This window comes from Pseudomonas sp. 20-5, assembly GCF_056782835.1.
This window is the reverse complement of sequence record NZ_CM165584.1, coordinates 740,454-757,052: the sequence shown is the minus strand read 5'-3', so window position 1 is coordinate 757,052 and position 16,599 is coordinate 740,454. Positions and strand designations below refer to the sequence as shown.

The window sequence follows — 16,599 nt, the reverse complement described above, 5'->3', positions numbered from 1 at the left end:
GCACTCCGCCCCTGCAGCGAATGAAAAAGCCCCGCAATCGAAAGGCGCGGGCTTGCGCGGTCCCTGCCGCCCGCCAATGATAATAAATCTCATTTCCCAGCAATGGCAATCGACCGCATCCACGGAGATCGCATGACTTCCTCGCCCGTCACCCCATCGGCCGTCGACGACGCCCCCGACTGGCCCGCCGCCTTCGTCCGCCGCTATCTCGACGCCGGCCACTGGCAGGACCAAAGCTTCGCCGAAGCCCTGGCCGCCAGCGCCGCGCGCCATCCGCGGCGGATCGCGCTCTGCGACGACGACCAGCGGCTCAGCTATGCCGACCTGCTCCAGCGCTGCCGCCGCCTGGCAGCCGGACTGCGCCAGGCCGGCCTCGCACATGGCGACACGGTAGTGCTGCACCTGCCCAACGGCATCGCCTTCGTCGAGACCTGCTTCGCCCTGTTCCAGCTCGGCGTACGCCCGGTGCTCGCCCTCCCCGCCCATCGCCAGCATGAGATCAGCGGTTTCTGCCGCTTCGCCGAGGCCAAGGCCTACATCGGCGCCGAACGGATCGACGGCTTCGACCCACGGCCGATGGCCCGTGAGCTGCTCGCCAGCGGCGCCTGCCGGATGGCGCTGATCCACGGCGAGGCCGAGGCGCCGCTGCAAGCGCTGGCACCGCTGTACCAGGCCGACGCGCTGGAAGACTGCGCCGCCCGCGCCGAGGATATCGCCTGCTTCCAGTTGTCCGGCGGCACCACCGGCACGCCGAAGCTGATTCCCCGGCGTCATCGCGAGTATCTCTACAACGTCCGCGCCAGCGCCGAGGTCTGCGGCTTCGACGAGCACACGGTGTACCTCACCGGCTTGCCGATGGCGCACAACTTCACTCTCTGCTGCCCCGGAGTGATCGGCACGCTGCTGGCCGGCGGCCGCGTGGTGGTCAGCCAGCGCGCCGATCCCGAGCATTGCTTCGCCCTGATCGCCCGTGAACGGGTCACCCACACCGCCCTGGTACCGCCGCTGGCGATGCTCTGGCTGGATGCCCAGGAAAGCCGCCGCGCCGATCTATCCAGCCTGCGTCTGCTCCAGGTCGGCGGCTCCAGGCTCGGCAGCAGTGCCGCGCAACGCGTCGAACCGGTGCTCGGCTGCCAGTTGCAACAGGTGCTGGGAATGGCCGAGGGGCTGATCTGCTACACCCGCCTGGACGATCCGCCCGAACGCGTGCTGCATACCCAGGGCCGGCCGCTGTCGCCGGACGACGAAGTGCGGGTGGTCGACGCCGAGGGCCGCGAGGTCGGCCCCGGCGAGGTGGGCGAACTGACCGTGCGCGGTCCCTACACCATCCGCGGCTACTACCGCCTGCCCGAACACAACGCCAAGGCCTTCAGCGCGGACGGCTTCTACCGCACCGGCGACCGGGTCAGCCGCGACAAGGACGGCTACCTGGTGGTGGAGGGCCGCGACAAGGACCAGATCAACCGCGGCGGCGAGAAGATCGCCGCGGAAGAGGTGGAGAACCTGCTGATAGCCCATCCGCAGGTGCACGACGCCACCGTCGTGGCGATGCCCGACAGCCTGCTCGGCGAGCGCACCTGCGCCTTCGTCATCCCGCGCCAGCCGGCGCCCTCGGCGCTGAAGCTGAAGCAATACCTGCACGCCTGCGGGCTGGCCGCGTTCAAGGTGCCGGACCGCATCGAGCTGGTCCCGGCCTTCCCCCAGACCGGCATCGGCAAGATCAGCAAGAAGGACCTGCGCGAGCGCCTGCGCCGCGAGCTGGAGGCCCGCGCATGAGCGCCGCCTGGGTCCGGCCGTTCCGCCTGACGCCGATGCCGCGCCTGCGCCTGGCCTGCTTCCCCCATGCAGGCGGCAGCGCCAGCTTCTTCCGTAGCTGGAGCGAACGCCTGCCGCCAGACATCGACCTGCTTGCCCTGCAGTACCCGGGTCGCGAGGACCGCTTCAACGAGGCGCCGGCCACCCGCTTGGAGGACCTCGCCGACGGCGCCGCCCTCGCCCTGCGCGATTTCGCCGACGCGCCCCTGGCGCTGTTCGGCCACAGTCTCGGCGCGGCGCTGGCCTACGAAACCGCCCTGCGCCTGGAAAGCGCCGGCGCGCCGCTGCGCCACCTGTTCGTCTCCGCCCATCCGGCACCGCACCGGCAACGCGGCGGCGCGTTGCACCGCGGCGACGAGGCGGCGCTGCTGGAGGACGTCCGCCGCCAGGGTGGCGCCAGCGAGCTACTCGAGGACGCCGACCTGCGCGCGCTGTTCCTGCCGATCCTGCGCGCCGACTACCAGGCGATCGAGACCTACCGACGGGCGCAGCCCATCGCCCTGGCCTGCGCCCTCGACGTCCTCCTCGGCGAGCACGACGAGGAAGTCAGCGCCGCCGAGGCGCAGGCCTGGAGCGACGCCAGCCGGACTCCCGCCAGGCTGCGGCACTTTCCTGGCGGCCACTTCTACCTGAGCGAGGGGCGCGACGCGGTGATCGAGCACCTGCTGCGCCGCCTCGCACATCCCGACGCCCTTTCCCGAGAGGTTGCATGATGAAAACTCCCGAAGACTGCACCGGCCTGGCGGACATCCGCGAGGCCATCGACCGGATCGACCTGGATATCGTCCAGGCCCTCGGCCGCCGCATGGACTACGTCAAGGCGGCGTCGCGCTTCAAGGCCAGCGAGGCGGCGATTCCGGCGCCCGAGCGGGTCGCCGCGATGCTCCCCGAGCGCGCCCGCTGGGCCGAGGAAAACGGACTCGACGCGCCCTTCGTCGAGGGACTGTTCGCGCAGATCATCCACTGGTACATCGCCGAGCAGATCAAGTACTGGCGCCAGACACGGGGTGCCGCATGAGCCGGCTGGCGCCCCTGAGCCAGTGCCTGCACGCCTTGCGCGGCACCTTCGAGCGCGCCATCGGCCAGGCGCAGGCGCTCGATCGTCCGGTCTTGGTGGCGGCGTCGTTCGAGATCGACCCATTGGACCCGCTGCAGGTATTCGGTGCCTGGGACGACCGGCAAACGCCCTGCCTGTACTGGGAACAGCCCGAGCTGGCGTTCTTCGCCTGGGGCTGCGCCCTGGAGCTGCAAGGCCACGGCGAACAGCGCTTCGCCCGGATCGAGGAAAACTGGCAATTGCTCTGCGCCGACGCCGTGGTCGAGGGCCCGCTGGCGCCGCGCCTGTGCGGCGGATTCCGCTTCGATCCGCGCGGCCCGCGCGAGGAACACTGGCAAGCCTTCGCCGATGCCAGCCTGATGCTCGCCGGCATCACCGTGCTGCGCGAGGGCAAACGCTACCGGGTACTCTGCCAACACCTGGCCAAGCCCGGCGAAGATGCCCTGGCCCTGGCCGCCTACCACTGCTCGGCGCTACTGCGCCTGAGGCAGCCGGCCAGACGCCGGCCCTCGGGGCCGACCGCTGGCGCGCAGGGCGACGCTTCGGCGCAGGAGCGCAGGCAATGGGAAGCCAAGGTGAGCGACGCGGTAAGCAGTGTCCGCCAGGGACGCTTCGGCAAGGTCGTGCTGGCCCGCACCCAGGCCCGGCCTCTCGGCGACATCGAGCCGTGGCAGGTCATCGAACACCTGCGTCTGCAACATGCCGACGCCCAGCTGTTCGCCTGTCGCCGCGGCAACGCCTGCTTCCTCGGCGCCTCCCCGGAACGCCTGGTCCGCATTCGCGCCGGCGAGGTACTCACCCATGCCCTGGCCGGGACCATCGCCCGCGGCGGCGATGCCCAGGAAGATGCGCGGCTCGGACAGGCCCTGCTGGACAGCGCCAAGGACAGGCACGAACACCAGTTGGTGGTGGAGGCGATCCGTACGGCCCTGGAACCCTTCAGCGAGGTGCTGGAAATCCCCGATGCGCCCGGCCTGAAACGACTGGCGCGAGTCCAGCACCTGAACACGCCGATCCGCGCCCGCCTCGCCGACGCAGGCGGCATCCTGCGGCTGCTGCAGGCGCTGCATCCGACCCCCGCGGTGGGCGGCTACCCACGCAGCGCGGCGCTGGACTACATCCGCCAGCACGAAGGGATGGACCGTGGCTGGTACGCCGCGCCGCTGGGCTGGCTCGACGGCGAAGGCAACGGCGATTTCCTGGTGGCGCTGCGCTCGGCCCTGCTCACGCCGGGCCGGGGCTACCTGTTCGCCGGCTGCGGTCTGGTAGGCGATTCGGAACCGGCCCACGAGTATCGCGAAACCTGCCTTAAGCTCAGTGCCATGCGGGAAGCTCTATCCGCCATAGGCGGCCTGGACGAAGTGCCCTTGCAGCGCGGCGTCGCCTGAAAACGAAGACCCCCTGCGGCCCGAGGGCGGCAGGGGGTCTTCGAAGGTCTGCCCGTGGCGCGGACGGGCCGCGCCGCAAGGGCGTCGCTTAGAACGGAATGTCGTCGTCGAAGCTGTCGTAGTCCTGGGCCGGTTGCGGCGCCGGTTGCTGCTGCGGGGCCGGACGCGACTGCTGCTGCGGGGCCTGCTGCGGGCGCTGCATGGGCTCGCGCGGGGCGCGCTGCGAATCGTCGCCGGAGGGGCGGCCGCCGAGCAACTGCATGTTGCCGTTGATGTCGACCACGATCTCGGTGGTGTAGCGATCCTGACCGTCCTGGCCCTGCCACTTGCGGGTGCGCAGGCTGCCTTCGACGTAGACCTGGGAACCCTTGCGCAGGTACTCGCCGGCGATCTCCGCCAGGCGGCCGAAGAACACCACGCGGTGCCATTCGGTGCGCTCCTGTTGCTGGCCGGTCTGCTTGTCCTTCCAGCTCTCGCTGGTGGCGAGGGTGATGTTGGTCACCGCATTGCCGTTGGGCATGTAGCGGGTTTCCGGGTCACCACCGACGTTACCAACCAGAATGACTTTGTTAACCCCACGGGCCATGACGTTCTCCTAAGGTTCAGCATCCGCCCGGCGCGGCCTGGGCCAGGCGCTCGAGGGCGGTGCGATCCACTTGTTGGGTATCCACTTTGACATAGGCGGCGGCCTCCTCGGCCACCACCACGGCGTCTGCCACACCGGGCAACGCCCTGAATCGCTGGACCAGCACCGCGTCCTGCAGCGCGGCGGGCGCGAGCGGCAGGCGAATGCTGGTCACATAAGGCGGTTCGCGCATGGTAACAGCAATCGCCAGCCAGAGGGCAGCGAGCACCGCGCATCCGATGAACACCATGCTCAGCCCGCCGTGCTGGAACATCCAGCCGCCGAGGATGCCGCCCAGCGCCGCGCCGAGGAACTGGCTGGTGGAATACACCCCCATCGCCGTGCCCTTGCCGCCGGCCGGCGAGACCTTGCTGACCAGCGACGGCAGCGAGGCTTCGAGCAGGTTGAAGGCAGTGAAGAACACCACCGTGCCGACCACCAGCATGGCCAGGCTGTGACCGAAGACCAGGAAGAACAGTTCGCAGGCCAGCAGGGTCGCCACCGCGCCGGTCAGCACGCGCTTCATGCGACGCTTCTTCTCGGCGTAGATGATGAACGGCACCATGCCGAAGAAACCGACCAGCAGCGCGGTCAGGTAGACCCACCAGTGCTGCTCCTTGGGCAGGCCACCCTCGTGCACCAGTGCCAGCGGCAAGGCGACGAAGCTGGCCATGAGGATGGCGTGGAGGATCAGGATGCCGGCGTCCAGGCGCAGCAGGTCGCCGTGCTTCAGGGTCGGCAGCAGGGCCTGGCGCGCCACGCTGGATTCGCGGTGCTGGGTCATGTGGTCCGGCTGTGGGACGAAGAACAGGATCAGCAGCAGGCCGACCAGCGCCATCCCGGCGGTGAACCAGAACAGCCCATGCAGGCCGAACAGATGGGTCAGCACCGGGCCGAGCACCATGGCCACGGCGAAGGAGACGCCGATGCTCATGCCGATCATCGCCATCGCCTTGGTCCGGTGTTGCTCACGGGTGAGGTCGGAGAGCAGTGCCATCACCGCCGCCGAGATCGCCCCGGCGCCCTGCAGGACGCGGCCGGCGATCACCCCCCAGATGGAGTCGGCATTGGCCGCGAGGGCCGCGCCGGCGGCAAAGATCAGCAGCCCGACGACGATCACCGGGCGCCGGCCGATGCGGTCGGAAATGGTCCCGAAGGGAATCTGCAGGATCGCCTGGGTCAGGCCATAGGCGCCGATGGCCAGGCCGATCAGCGCCGGGGTCGCGCCGGCCAGGTCCTGGCCGTAGGTGGCCAGCACCGGCAGGACCATGAACATGCCGAGCATGCGGAAGGCGAATACCAGTGACAGCCCGACGGCCGCTCGCGTTTCGGTACCGCTCATCCGCTCAGTATGTGAGTCGTGCATAACACCCTCATGGAAGAAACCGCTGCAGGGCAAGGCCTCATGCCCCTGCCGATGGCGCCGCCGCCCGCTCCTGGGCGGCCAGGGCAATGCCCGCGCCGGAAAAATGCCGCGCATTCTACCAGTCCGCCCCCTCGCGGCACAGGCGCGCCACTTTGCCGCGCGCTAGCGGCCAGCCGTATAATCAGCGGTTTTCGCCCGCCATGCGAGGCCGCTGTGGATAAGATCCTGATTCGTGGGGCGCGTACCCACAACCTGAAGAACGTCGACCTCACACTGCCACGCGACAAACTGATCGTGATCACCGGTCTTTCCGGTTCCGGCAAGTCTTCCCTGGCTTTCGACACGCTCTATGCGGAAGGCCAGCGGCGCTACGTGGAATCCCTCTCAGCCTACGCCCGGCAGTTCCTGTCGATGATGGAGAAGCCGGACGTGGACACCATCGAAGGGCTGTCGCCGGCGATTTCCATCGAACAGAAGTCCACTTCCCACAACCCACGCTCCACCGTGGGTACGATCACCGAGATCTACGACTACCTGCGCCTGCTTTATGCCCGCGTCGGTACCCCGCGCTGCCCGGACCACGACATCCCGCTGGAGGCGCAGACCGTCAGCCAGATGGTCGACCAGGTCCTGGCCCTGCCGGAAGGCAGCAAGCTGATGCTGCTGGCGCCGGTGATCCGCGAGCGCAAGGGCGAGCACCTGGCGGTGTTCGACGAGATGCGCGCGCAGGGCTTCGTCCGCGCCCGGGTCGACGGCAAGCTCTACGAACTCGACGAAGTGCCGAAGCTGGATAAGCAGAAGAAGCACAGCATCGATGTGGTGGTGGACCGCTTCAAGGTTCGCGCGGACCTCCAGCAACGCCTGGCCGAGTCGTTCGAGACCGCCCTGTCCCTGGCCGACGGTATCGCCCTGGTAGCACCGATGGACGAGGACGAGGATGTCGAGGAGATCATCTTCTCGGCGCGCTTCGCCTGCCCGGTCTGCGGCCACTCTATCAGCGAGCTGGAACCCAAGCTGTTCTCCTTCAACAACCCGGCCGGCGCCTGTCCGACCTGCGACGGCCTCGGCGTGAAGCAATTCTTCGACGCGCGCCGGGTGGTCAACGGCGAGTTGACCCTGGCCGAGGGCGCGATCCGCGGCTGGGACCGGCGCAACGTCTATTACTTCCAGATGCTCGGTTCGCTGGCCCAGCATTACGGCTTCAGCCTGGAAGACCCCTTCGACGAACTCGGCGCCGAACACCAGAAGGTGGTGCTCTACGGCTCCGGCCGGGAAAACGTCGACTTCCGCTATCTCAACGACCGCGGCGACATCGTCAAGCGCTCGCACCCCTTCGAAGGCATCCTGCCGAACCTTGAGCGGCGCTACCGCGAGACCGAGTCGGCCACGGTCCGCGAGGAGCTGGCCAAGTTCCTCAGCACCCAGCCCTGCCCGGATTGCCACGGTACCCGCCTGCGCCGCGAGGCGCGGCATGTGTGGGTCGGCGACCGGACGCTGCCGGCGATCACCGCGATGCCGGTCGGCGAAGCCTGCGAGTATGCCGCCGGACTCAGCCTGACCGGCCGCCGTGGCGAGATCGCGGCGAAGATCCTCAAGGAAATCCGCGACCGCCTGCAATTCCTGGTCAACGTCGGCCTCGACTACCTGACCCTCGACCGCAGCGCCGACACCCTGTCCGGCGGCGAAGCCCAGCGCATCCGCCTGGCCAGCCAGATCGGCGCCGGCCTGGTGGGAGTGATGTACATCCTCGACGAACCCTCGATCGGCCTGCACCAACGCGACAACGAGCGCCTGCTCGGCACCCTCACCCACCTACGCAACCTCGGCAACACGGTGATCGTGGTCGAGCACGACGAGGACGCGATCCGACTCGCCGACTACGTCGTCGACATCGGTCCGGGCGCCGGCGTGCACGGCGGCCAGGTAGTGGCGGAAGGTACGCCCGACCAGGTGATGAACCACCCCGACTCGCTGACCGGCAAGTACCTTTCCGGGCGCAAGAAAATCGCGGTTCCGGCCAAGCGCACCCCGCGCGACAAGAAGAAGCTGCTGAAGCTGAAAGGCGCCCGCGGCAACAACCTGCAGAACGTCAACCTGGAAATCCCGGTCGGCCTGTTCACCTGCATCACCGGGGTCTCGGGCTCCGGCAAGTCGACGCTGATCAACAACACCCTGTTCCCGATCACCGCCACCGCGCTGAACGGCGCGACTACCCTGGAAGTGGCGCCGTATGACTCGTTCGACGGCCTGCAGCACCTGGACAAGGTGGTCGACATCGACCAGAGCCCGATCGGTCGTACCCCGCGCTCCAACCCGGCGACCTATACCGGCCTGTTCACGCCGATCCGCGAACTGTTCTCCGGCGTGCCGGAGGCCCGCTCGCGCGGCTACGGTCCCGGCCGCTTCTCGTTCAACGTCAAGGGCGGCCGTTGCGAGGCCTGCCAGGGCGACGGCGTGATCAAGGTGGAGATGCACTTCCTGCCGGACATCTACGTTCCCTGCGATGTCTGCAAGGGCAAGCGCTACAACCGCGAGACCCTGGAGATCCGCTACAAGGGCAAGAGCATCCACGAGGTGCTGGAGATGACCATCGAGGAAGCCCGCGAGTTCTTCGACGCCGTCCCCGCCCTGGCGCGCAAGCTGCAGACGCTGATGGACGTCGGCCTGTCCTACATCAAGCTGGGCCAGAGCGCGACCACCCTCTCGGGCGGCGAGGCGCAACGGGTCAAGCTGTCCCGCGAGCTGTCCAAGCGCGATACCGGCAAGACCCTGTACATCCTCGACGAACCGACCACCGGCCTGCATTTCGCCGACATCCAGCAACTGCTCGACGTGCTCCACCGCCTGCGCGACCACGGCAACACCGTGGTGGTGATCGAGCACAACCTGGACGTGATCAAGACCGCCGACTGGCTGGTCGACCTCGGCCCCGAGGGCGGCTCCAAGGGTGGCCAGATCATCGCCAACGGTACGCCGGAGCAGGTGGCCGAGATGCCCCAGTCGCACACCGGCCACTTCCTCAAGCCGTTGCTGGAACGCGATCGCGCCTGATTGCCGGGCGCTCATGAAAAAGCCCCTGCGACCGTGAGGCGCAGGGGCTTTTTCGTATCCGCGGGGTAGGGTCAGATCTGCGATTGCAGGTAGTTCTCCAGGCCCATCCTGGCGATCAGGCCAAGCTGTTGCTCCAACCAGTAGGCGTGGTCTTGCTCGGTGTCGGCCAACTGGGCCTTGAGGATGTCGCGGCTGACGAAGTCCTTGTGCTGCTCGCAGAGGGCGATGCCCTTGGCCAGCGCGGCGCGGACATGGCGCTCGAGCTTGAGGTCGGCCTCGAGCATCTCCGGCACCGTGGTGCCCGGGTGGATATCGTCGGGACGCATGCGCGGCGTACCTTCGAGCAGGAGGATACGGCGCAGCAGGGCGTCGGCGTGCTGGGTCTCCTCCTCCATCTCGTGGTTGAGGCGCTCGTAGAGCTTGCTGAAGCCCCAGTCCTCGTACATGCGCGAGTGGATGAAGTACTGGTCGCGCGCGGCCAGCTCGCCGGTCAGCAGCGTGTTGAGGTAATCGATGACTTCCGGATGGCCTTGCATCGGGGGGCTCTCCCTGGAGAAAACTAGGAATCTAGCCGCATATGCTCCCGGCTCCGCCTGATCCGGGTCAAGCCAATGCAGATAAAAAAGCCCCCTTCCTAGGAAGGGGGCCGGGGGCCTCATCAGGCCATCAGTCCAGCTTCAGGCCGAGGGCGTCGGCGACGCCTTTGCCGTAGGCCGGGTCGACCTTGAGGAACAGGCCGATCTGGCGACGCTGGATCTGTTCCGGTACATCGCGGATGTCTTCGGCGATGTTGGCGAACAGCCGCTGCTTCTGCTCGTCGGTGAACAGATGGAACAGCGCGGCGGGCTGGCTGTAGTAGTCATCGTCCACCCGGTGGTTCCAGTGGTCCGCAGCACCCTCCAGGCTCAGCGGCGGCTCGGAGAAGTCAGGCTGCTCCTGCCACTGGTTGAAGCTGTTCGGCTCGTAGGTGACGCGCTGATGGGCGTTGTTGCCGTCCACCCGCATGCCGCCGTCGCGGTGGTAGACCTGGTGCGGGCAACGCGCGGCGTTCACCGGGATCTGGTGGTGGTTGACGCCCAGGCGATAGCGATGGGCGTCGCCGTAGGAGAACAGACGGCCCTGGAGCATCTTGTCCGGCGAGAAACCGATACCGGGCACCACGTTGGCCGGCGTGAAAGCGGCCTGCTCGACCTCGGCGAAGTAGTTGTCCGGGTTACGGTTCAGCTCGAAGAAGCCCACTTCGATCAACGGGTAGTCGCCGTGGGGCCAGACCTTGGTCAGGTCGAACGGGTTGTAGCGATAGGTGGCCGCTTCCTTCTCGGGCATGATCTGCACGTACATCTTCCAGCGGGGGAAGTCGCCTTTCTCGATGCTCTCGTACAAGTCGCGCTGCGAACTCTCGCGGTCCTGGGCGATCACTTCGGCGGCCTCGGCGTTGGTCAGGTTCTCGATGCCCTGTTGGGTCTTGAAGTGGAACTTGACCCAGAAGCGCTCGTTGTTCGCATTGATGAAGCTGAAGGTATGGCTGCCGAAACCATGGATGTGCCGATAGCTCTTCGGCAGACCGCGGTCGCTGAAGTCGATGGTCAACTGATGCAGCGACTCGGGGAGGTGAGAGAAAAAGTCCCACTTGAAGGTCGCATTGCGCAGGTTGGTGCGCGGGTCACGCTTCACCACGTGGTTGAGATCGGGGAACTTGAGCGGGTCGCGCAGATAGAACACCGGGGTGTTGTTGCCGACCAGGTCCCAGTTGCCCTGCTCGGTGTAGAAACGCATGGAGAAGCCGCGGATGTCTCGCTCGGCATCCGCCGCGCCACGCTCACCGGCGACGGTGGAGAAGCGCAGGAACATATCGGTCTTCTTGCCGACCTGGGAGAAGATCTTCGCCCGGGTGTAGGGGGTGATGTCATGGGTGACGGTGAAGGTGCCGTAGGCCGCGGAGCCTTTCGCATGCATGCGTCGCTCGGGGATCACTTCGCGATCGAAGTGGGCGAGCTTCTCGAGGAACCACACGTCCTGCAGCAACATCGGGCCACGCGGACCGGCGGTCTGCACGTTCTGGTTATCGACCACCGGTGCGCCAGCGGCAGTGGTCAGGCGGGTCTTCTCTTCCATTTACTCTCTCCTCAACGGCTAACGTGCTATGAAGCGAAGCGGCTACACGGAAATCATCAGCGTGGACCAGGGATTGGCGGAGGACAACCTGTCGGCTGAACCAAGCGCCCTTTGCATTGATCTCGCTTATCCGAACGTAGCTTTTCGTAAAAGCAGGTTAAGGATGAATGACAGCCCTCCCGCAATCCAATTTATTAAAGACAGCGAGCCGATAGATAAAAACTTTAAGGCAGGTAATAAAAAAACCGGGCCTAGGCCCGGTTTCTTGTGCAGCAGATGCCTTATTCGGCAGCTTCTACGACTTCACCGCCGACAGGACGATCAACCAGCTCGACGTACGCCATGGGGGCGTTGTCGCCAGCGCGGAAACCGCACTTCAGGATGCGCAGGTAGCCGCCCGGACGGTTGGCGTAGCGCTTGCCCAGGTCGTTGAACAGCTTGCCAACGGCAGCTTTCGAACGGGTACGGTCGAAAGCCAGGCGACGGTTGGCGACGCTGTCTTCCTTGGCCAGGGTGATCAGCGGCTCGGCAACGCGACGCAGTTCCTTGGCCTTGGGCAGGGTGGTTTTGATCAGTTCATGTTCGAACAGCGACACCGCCATGTTCTGGAACATAGCCTTGCGGTGCGCGCTGGTGCGGCTCAGGTGACGACCACTTTTACGATGGCGCATGGTTCAATTCCTTTCCAAACTTTACGTTCGGTAGTTACGACGATCAGGCAGTGGCCTTGTCGTCTTTCTTAAGACTTGCCGGCGGCCAGTTATCGAGGCGCATACCGAGGGACAGACCACGGGAAGCCAGAACGTCCTTGATTTCGGTCAGGGACTTCTTGCCCAGGTTCGGCGTTTTCAACAGCTCCACTTCGGTGCGCTGGATCAGGTCACCGATGTAGTAGATGTTTTCCGCCTTCAGGCAGTTGGCCGAACGTACGGTCAGTTCCAGGTCATCGACCGGGCGCAGGAGGATCGGATCGATCTCGTCTTCCTGCTCTTCAACGACGGGTTCGCTGTCGCCCTTGAGGTCCACGAACGCTGCCAGCTGCTGTTGCAGGATGGTAGCGGCGCGACGGATAGCCTCTTCGGGATCCAGGGTGCCGTTGGTTTCCAGGTCCAGGACCAGTTTGTCCAGGTTGGTGCGCTGCTCGACACGGGCGTTTTCCACCACGTAGGAGACACGACGGACCGGGCTGAACGATGCGTCGAGCTGCAGACGGCCGATGCTGCGGCTTTCGTCTTCATCGCTCTGACGTGCGTCGGCAGGCTCGTAGCCACGGCCACGAGCTACCTTCAGCTTCATGTTCAGCGCGCCGTTGTCTGCCAGGTTGGCGATAACGTGGTCACCGTTGATGATCTCAACATCGTGATCCAGCTGAATATCGGCAGCAGTCACAACACCCGAGCCCTTCTTAGCCAGGGTCAGCGTCACTTCATCACGACCGTGCAGCTTGATGGCCAGACCTTTCAGGTTCAGCAGGATCTCGATTACATCTTCCTGCACACCTTCGATCGCCGAGTACTCGTGGAGTACGCCGTCGATCTCGGCCTCGACCACTGCGCAGCCAGGCATGGAGGACAACAGGATGCGACGCAGCGCGTTGCCCAGGGTGTGACCAAAACCACGCTCGAGAGGCTCGAGCGTGATCTTGGCGCGGGTTTGACTGACCACCTGCACATCGATGTGGCGGGGGGTCAGGAACTCATTTACCGAACTCTGCATGGATGCACCTATTTTCTAGCCCTTACTTGGAGTAGAGCTCGACAATCAGGTTTTCGTTGATATCAGCGGACAGGTCGCTGCGAGCCGGAGCACTCTTGAAGGTACCAGCCTTCTTGTCGAGGTCGACTTCGACCCACTCGACGCGACCGCGCTGGCCACAGAGCTCCAGAGCCTGAGCGATACGCAGCTGGTTCTTCGATTTTTCGCGAACAGCTACGACGTCACCGGCCTTCACTTGGTAGGAAGGGATGTTGACGGTCTGACCGTTGACGGTGATGGCCTTGTGGGATACCAGCTGGCGGGATTCCGAACGAGTGGAACCGAAGCCCATGCGGTATACGACGTTGTCCAGGCGGCACTCGAGCAGTTGCAGCAGGTTCTCACCGGTAGAACCCTTGCGACGGGAAGCTTCCTGGTAGTAACCGCGGAACTGACGCTCCAGCACGCCGTAGATGCGACGTACTTTCTGCTTTTCACGCAGCTGCAGACCGTAGTCGGACAGACGGCCACGACGCTGGCCATGCTGGCCAGGAACGTTTTCAGCCTTGCACTTCGAGTCGAGGGCGCGGGCGCCGCTCTTCAGGAACAGGTCGGTGCCTTCACGGCGAGACAGTTTGCACTTGGGACCAATGTAACGAGCCATTTCTCACTGTCTCCTATTACACGCGACGCTTTTTCGGCGGACGGCAGCCGTTATGCGGGATCGGGGTTACGTCGGTGATGCTGGCGATCTTGTAGCCGCAAGCATTCAGAGCGCGAACGGCGGACTCGCGGCCCGGGCCCGGGCCCTTGACGTTGACGTCCAGGTTCTTCAGACCGTATTCCAGGGCAGCCTGGCCGGCACGCTCGGCCGCTACCTGGGCAGCGAACGGGGTGCTCTTACGCGAGCCGCGGAAACCGGAACCACCGGAGGTCGCCCAGGACAGTGCGTTGCCCTGACGGTCGGTGATGGTCACGATGGTGTTGTTGAAAGACGCGTGGATGTGGGCGATCCCATCGACCACTGTCTTTTTGACTTTCTTACGGGGACGAGCAGCAGGTTTTGCCATGACTAGATTCCTACGCGATTACTTGCGGATCGGCTTACGCGGGCCCTTGCGGGTACGCGCGTTGGTCTTGGTACGCTGACCGCGAACCGGCAGACCGCGACGATGACGCAGACCGCGGTAGCAACCGAGGTCCATCAGACGCTTGATGTTCATGTTGATTTCGCGACGCAGGTCACCTTCGGTGGTGATCTTCGCGACTTCGTTACGCAGCTGATCGATCTGCTCGTCGCTCAGGTCCTTGATCTTGGCAGCCGGGTTTACGCCGGTGGCTGCGCAGATGCTCTGAGCAGTAGTGCGACCAACACCATAGATGTAGGTCAGCGAGATAACAGTGTGCTTGTTATCCGGAATGTTGACGCCTGCAATACGGGCCATTCAGAAAAACTCCAATTGACAGCTACCCTGCGCCCAGGAAGCCAAGAAAGGGCGCGGATATTAGCGCTGTAATAGCAAATAATCAACCCGGCAGCACACTAGCTGCCGGGTTATCACGCGTGGATCACAATCAGCCTTGGCGCTGCTTGTGACGCGGTTCCGCGCTGCAGATCACCCGCACGATGCCATCGCGACGGATGATTTTGCAGTTACGGCACAGCTTCTTGACCGATGCACGAACTTTCATCACCAACTCCTCGAACCTTACGGGTCTATCAGCGCAGCATGCCGCTGCCGTAGCCCTTCAGGTTGGCTTTCTTCATCAGGGATTCATACTGGTGAGAAACGAGGTGAGATTGCACCTGGGCCATAAAGTCCATGACAACCACGACCACGATCAACAGCGAGGTCCCGCCAAGATAGAACGGCACGTGCGCCGCAACCACCAGGAACTGGGGCAGCAGGCAGACAGCCGTCATGTACAGAGCACCGAACATGGTCAAACGGGTCAGCACGCCATCGATGTAGCGAGCGGACTGTTCGCCCGGACGGATGCCCGGAATAAATGCACCGGACTTCTTGAGGTTCTCCGCCACGTCCTTCGGGTTGAACATCAGCGCTGTATAGAAGAAGCAGAAGAAAACGATCCCTGCAGTGAACAGCAAGATGTTCAGCGGCTGCCCCGGAGCGATCGCTTGCGCGACGTCCTGCAACCAACCCAAGCCTTCCGACTGACCGAACCAGGAGCCCAGGGACGCCGGGAACAGCAGGATACTGCTGGCGAAAATCGCGGGAATCACACCCGCCATGTTCACCTTCAACGGCAGATGGCTGGTCTGCGCTGCAAACACCTTGCGGCCTTGCTGGCGCTTGGCGTAATGCACCGCGATGCGACGCTGGCCACGCTCGATGAACACCACGAACGCGATGATCGCCACGGCCAGCAGGCCGACGCCGATCAGGGCGAAGATGTTGATGTCACCTTGACGGGCAGACTCGAAAGACTGACCGATGGCGCGCGGCAGGCCTGCAACGATACCAGCGAAGATCAACATCGAGATGCCGTTGCCGACACCGCGCTCGGTGATCTGCTCGCCCAGCCACATCATGAACATGGCACCAGCCACGAAGGTGGTGACAGCCACGAAGTAGAAGCCGAAGTCGTTGGAGAAGGCTACGCCCTGGCTGCCCAGGCCAACGGACATGCCGATGGCCTGGACCAGTGCCAGGACTACAGTACCGTAGCGGGTGTACTGGCTGATCTTGCGACGCCCAGACTCACCCTCTTTCTTCAACTGCTCCAGCTGCGGGCTGATAGCGGTCATGAGCTGCATGATGATCGAAGCCGAGATGTACGGCATGATCCCCAGTGCAAAGATACTCATGCGCTCCAGCGCGCCGCCGGAAAACATGTTGAAGAGGCTAAGAATGGTCCCCTCGTTCTGCCGGAACAGTGCCGCCAAGCGATCGGGGTTGATGCCCGGAACTGGGATGTGCGCGCCGATCCGATAGACGATGATCGCCAGGAACAGGAAACGCAGACGTGCCCAGAGCTCGGACAGACCGCCGTTGCTTAGCGCAGAGAGAGCACCTTGCTTAGCCATTTAGTCCTCGAATTTACCGCCAGCTGCTTCGATAGCCGCACGCGCACCCTTGGTGGCGGCGATACCTTTCAGGGTGACCGCACGACCAACTTCGCCGGACAGCATGACTTTGACGCGCTGTACGTGCTGGTTGATCAGGTTGGCATCCTTCAGGGTCTGCAGGCTGACGACGTCGCCTTCGACCTTGGCCAGCTCGGAGGTGCGTACTTCAGCACGATCCATGGCCTTCAGGGAAACGAAGCCGAACTTCGGCAGGCGACGGTGCAGAGGCTGTTGACCACCCTCGAAGCCCGGAGCGACCTTGCCACCGGAGCGGGAGGTCAGACCTTTGTGACCACGGCCACCGGTCTTGCCCAGACCGCTACCGATGCCACGGCCCGGACGGTGCTTTTCGCGACGGGCACCCGGCGCGGAACGCAGATCGTTCAGTTGCATGGA

General features: G+C 64.8%; 17 protein-coding genes. 5 read left to right on the top strand and 12 right to left on the bottom strand.

All coding sequences use genetic code 11. The features are described 5' to 3' along the window. The first annotated feature begins 132 nt into the window (after window positions 1-132). Genes pchD through pchA form a run of 4 tightly spaced genes read left to right on the top strand, consistent with a single transcriptional unit; the run spans window position 133 to window position 4,260 of the window. Window positions 133-1,776, top strand: a complete 1,644-nt coding sequence (pchD, locus tag AC1RB9_RS03645; RefSeq protein ID WP_003121864.1) for a pyochelin biosynthesis salicyl-AMP ligase PchD — start codon at window positions 133-135, stop codon at window positions 1,774-1,776. Next, window positions 1,773-2,528, top strand: a complete 756-nt coding sequence (gene pchC / locus AC1RB9_RS03640; RefSeq protein WP_003118944.1) for a pyochelin biosynthesis editing thioesterase PchC — start codon at window positions 1,773-1,775, stop codon at window positions 2,526-2,528. The genes pchD and pchC overlap by 4 nt, the downstream gene beginning before the upstream one ends. After that, on the top strand, window positions 2,528-2,833 hold the full coding sequence (gene pchB / locus AC1RB9_RS03635; RefSeq protein ID WP_003106950.1) for an isochorismate lyase PchB: 306 nt from the start codon (window positions 2,528-2,530) through the stop codon (window positions 2,831-2,833). Before pchC ends, pchB begins: the two co-directional genes overlap by 1 nt. Then, on the top strand, window positions 2,830-4,260 hold the full coding sequence (pchA, locus tag AC1RB9_RS03630) for an isochorismate synthase PchA (RefSeq protein WP_003459555.1): 1,431 nt from the start codon (window positions 2,830-2,832) through the stop codon (window positions 4,258-4,260). Before pchB ends, pchA begins: the two co-directional genes overlap by 4 nt. An 88-nt stretch (window positions 4,261-4,348) precedes the next feature. On the opposite strand, the gene ssb is transcribed toward pchA, so the two are convergent. Beyond that, window positions 4,349-4,846, bottom strand: a complete 498-nt coding sequence (gene ssb, locus AC1RB9_RS03625) for a single-stranded DNA-binding protein (RefSeq protein ID WP_003114685.1) — start codon at window positions 4,844-4,846, stop codon at window positions 4,349-4,351. A gap of 16 nt (window positions 4,847-4,862) precedes the next feature. Then, window positions 4,863-6,251: an MFS transporter gene (locus tag AC1RB9_RS03620; RefSeq protein WP_003103910.1), complete on the bottom strand. Its 1,389-nt coding sequence runs from the start codon at window positions 6,249-6,251 to the stop codon at window positions 4,863-4,865. 213 nt (window positions 6,252-6,464) lie between these two features. Between AC1RB9_RS03620 and uvrA the strand changes: the two genes are divergently transcribed. Further along, complete coding sequence (gene uvrA / locus AC1RB9_RS03615) at window positions 6,465-9,302, top strand: excinuclease ABC subunit UvrA (protein ID WP_003121863.1); 2,838 nt, start codon at window positions 6,465-6,467, stop codon at window positions 9,300-9,302. Between the two features lie 71 nt (window positions 9,303-9,373). Here uvrA and bfr read toward each other — a convergent pair whose 3' ends face one another. The 10 genes from bfr to rplO form a co-directional block, all read right to left on the bottom strand. Further along, window positions 9,374-9,838: a bacterioferritin gene (gene bfr, locus AC1RB9_RS03610; protein ID WP_003459551.1), complete on the bottom strand. Its 465-nt coding sequence runs from the start codon at window positions 9,836-9,838 to the stop codon at window positions 9,374-9,376. Between the two features lie 130 nt (window positions 9,839-9,968). Then, complete coding sequence (gene katA / locus AC1RB9_RS03605; RefSeq protein ID WP_003103909.1) at window positions 9,969-11,417, bottom strand: catalase KatA; 1,449 nt, start codon at window positions 11,415-11,417, stop codon at window positions 9,969-9,971. A gap of 281 nt (window positions 11,418-11,698) precedes the next feature. Continuing rightward, window positions 11,699-12,088 (bottom strand): 50S ribosomal protein L17, encoded by a 390-nt coding sequence (gene rplQ / locus AC1RB9_RS03600; protein WP_003093672.1) that lies wholly within the window; start codon window positions 12,086-12,088, stop codon window positions 11,699-11,701. 43 nt (window positions 12,089-12,131) lie between these two features. Next, the gene (locus tag AC1RB9_RS03595) at window positions 12,132-13,133 is read right to left on the bottom strand and encodes a DNA-directed RNA polymerase subunit alpha (protein WP_003093675.1); all 1,002 of its coding nucleotides are present in this window, start codon (window positions 13,131-13,133) and stop codon (window positions 12,132-12,134) included. A 22-nt stretch (window positions 13,134-13,155) separates the two neighbouring features. Further along, on the bottom strand, window positions 13,156-13,776 hold the full coding sequence (gene rpsD / locus AC1RB9_RS03590) for a 30S ribosomal protein S4 (protein WP_003093678.1): 621 nt from the start codon (window positions 13,774-13,776) through the stop codon (window positions 13,156-13,158). A 16-nt stretch (window positions 13,777-13,792) separates the two neighbouring features. Then, window positions 13,793-14,182, bottom strand: a complete 390-nt coding sequence (rpsK, locus tag AC1RB9_RS03585; RefSeq protein ID WP_003093689.1) for a 30S ribosomal protein S11 — start codon at window positions 14,180-14,182, stop codon at window positions 13,793-13,795. A gap of 18 nt (window positions 14,183-14,200) precedes the next feature. Continuing rightward, window positions 14,201-14,557: a 30S ribosomal protein S13 gene (rpsM, locus tag AC1RB9_RS03580; protein WP_003093692.1), complete on the bottom strand. Its 357-nt coding sequence runs from the start codon at window positions 14,555-14,557 to the stop codon at window positions 14,201-14,203. 130 nt (window positions 14,558-14,687) lie between these two features. Continuing rightward, a complete protein-coding gene (gene rpmJ / locus AC1RB9_RS03575; protein WP_003093693.1) occupies window positions 14,688-14,804 on the bottom strand; it encodes a 50S ribosomal protein L36 in 117 nt (38 codons plus the stop codon). Between the two features lie 28 nt (window positions 14,805-14,832). Continuing rightward, window positions 14,833-16,161, bottom strand: a complete 1,329-nt coding sequence (gene secY / locus AC1RB9_RS03570; RefSeq protein ID WP_003093694.1) for a preprotein translocase subunit SecY — start codon at window positions 16,159-16,161, stop codon at window positions 14,833-14,835. Beyond that, the gene (rplO, locus tag AC1RB9_RS03565; RefSeq protein WP_003093695.1) at window positions 16,162-16,596 is read right to left on the bottom strand and encodes a 50S ribosomal protein L15; all 435 of its coding nucleotides are present in this window, start codon (window positions 16,594-16,596) and stop codon (window positions 16,162-16,164) included. Between the last annotated feature and the right edge of the window lie 3 nt (window positions 16,597-16,599).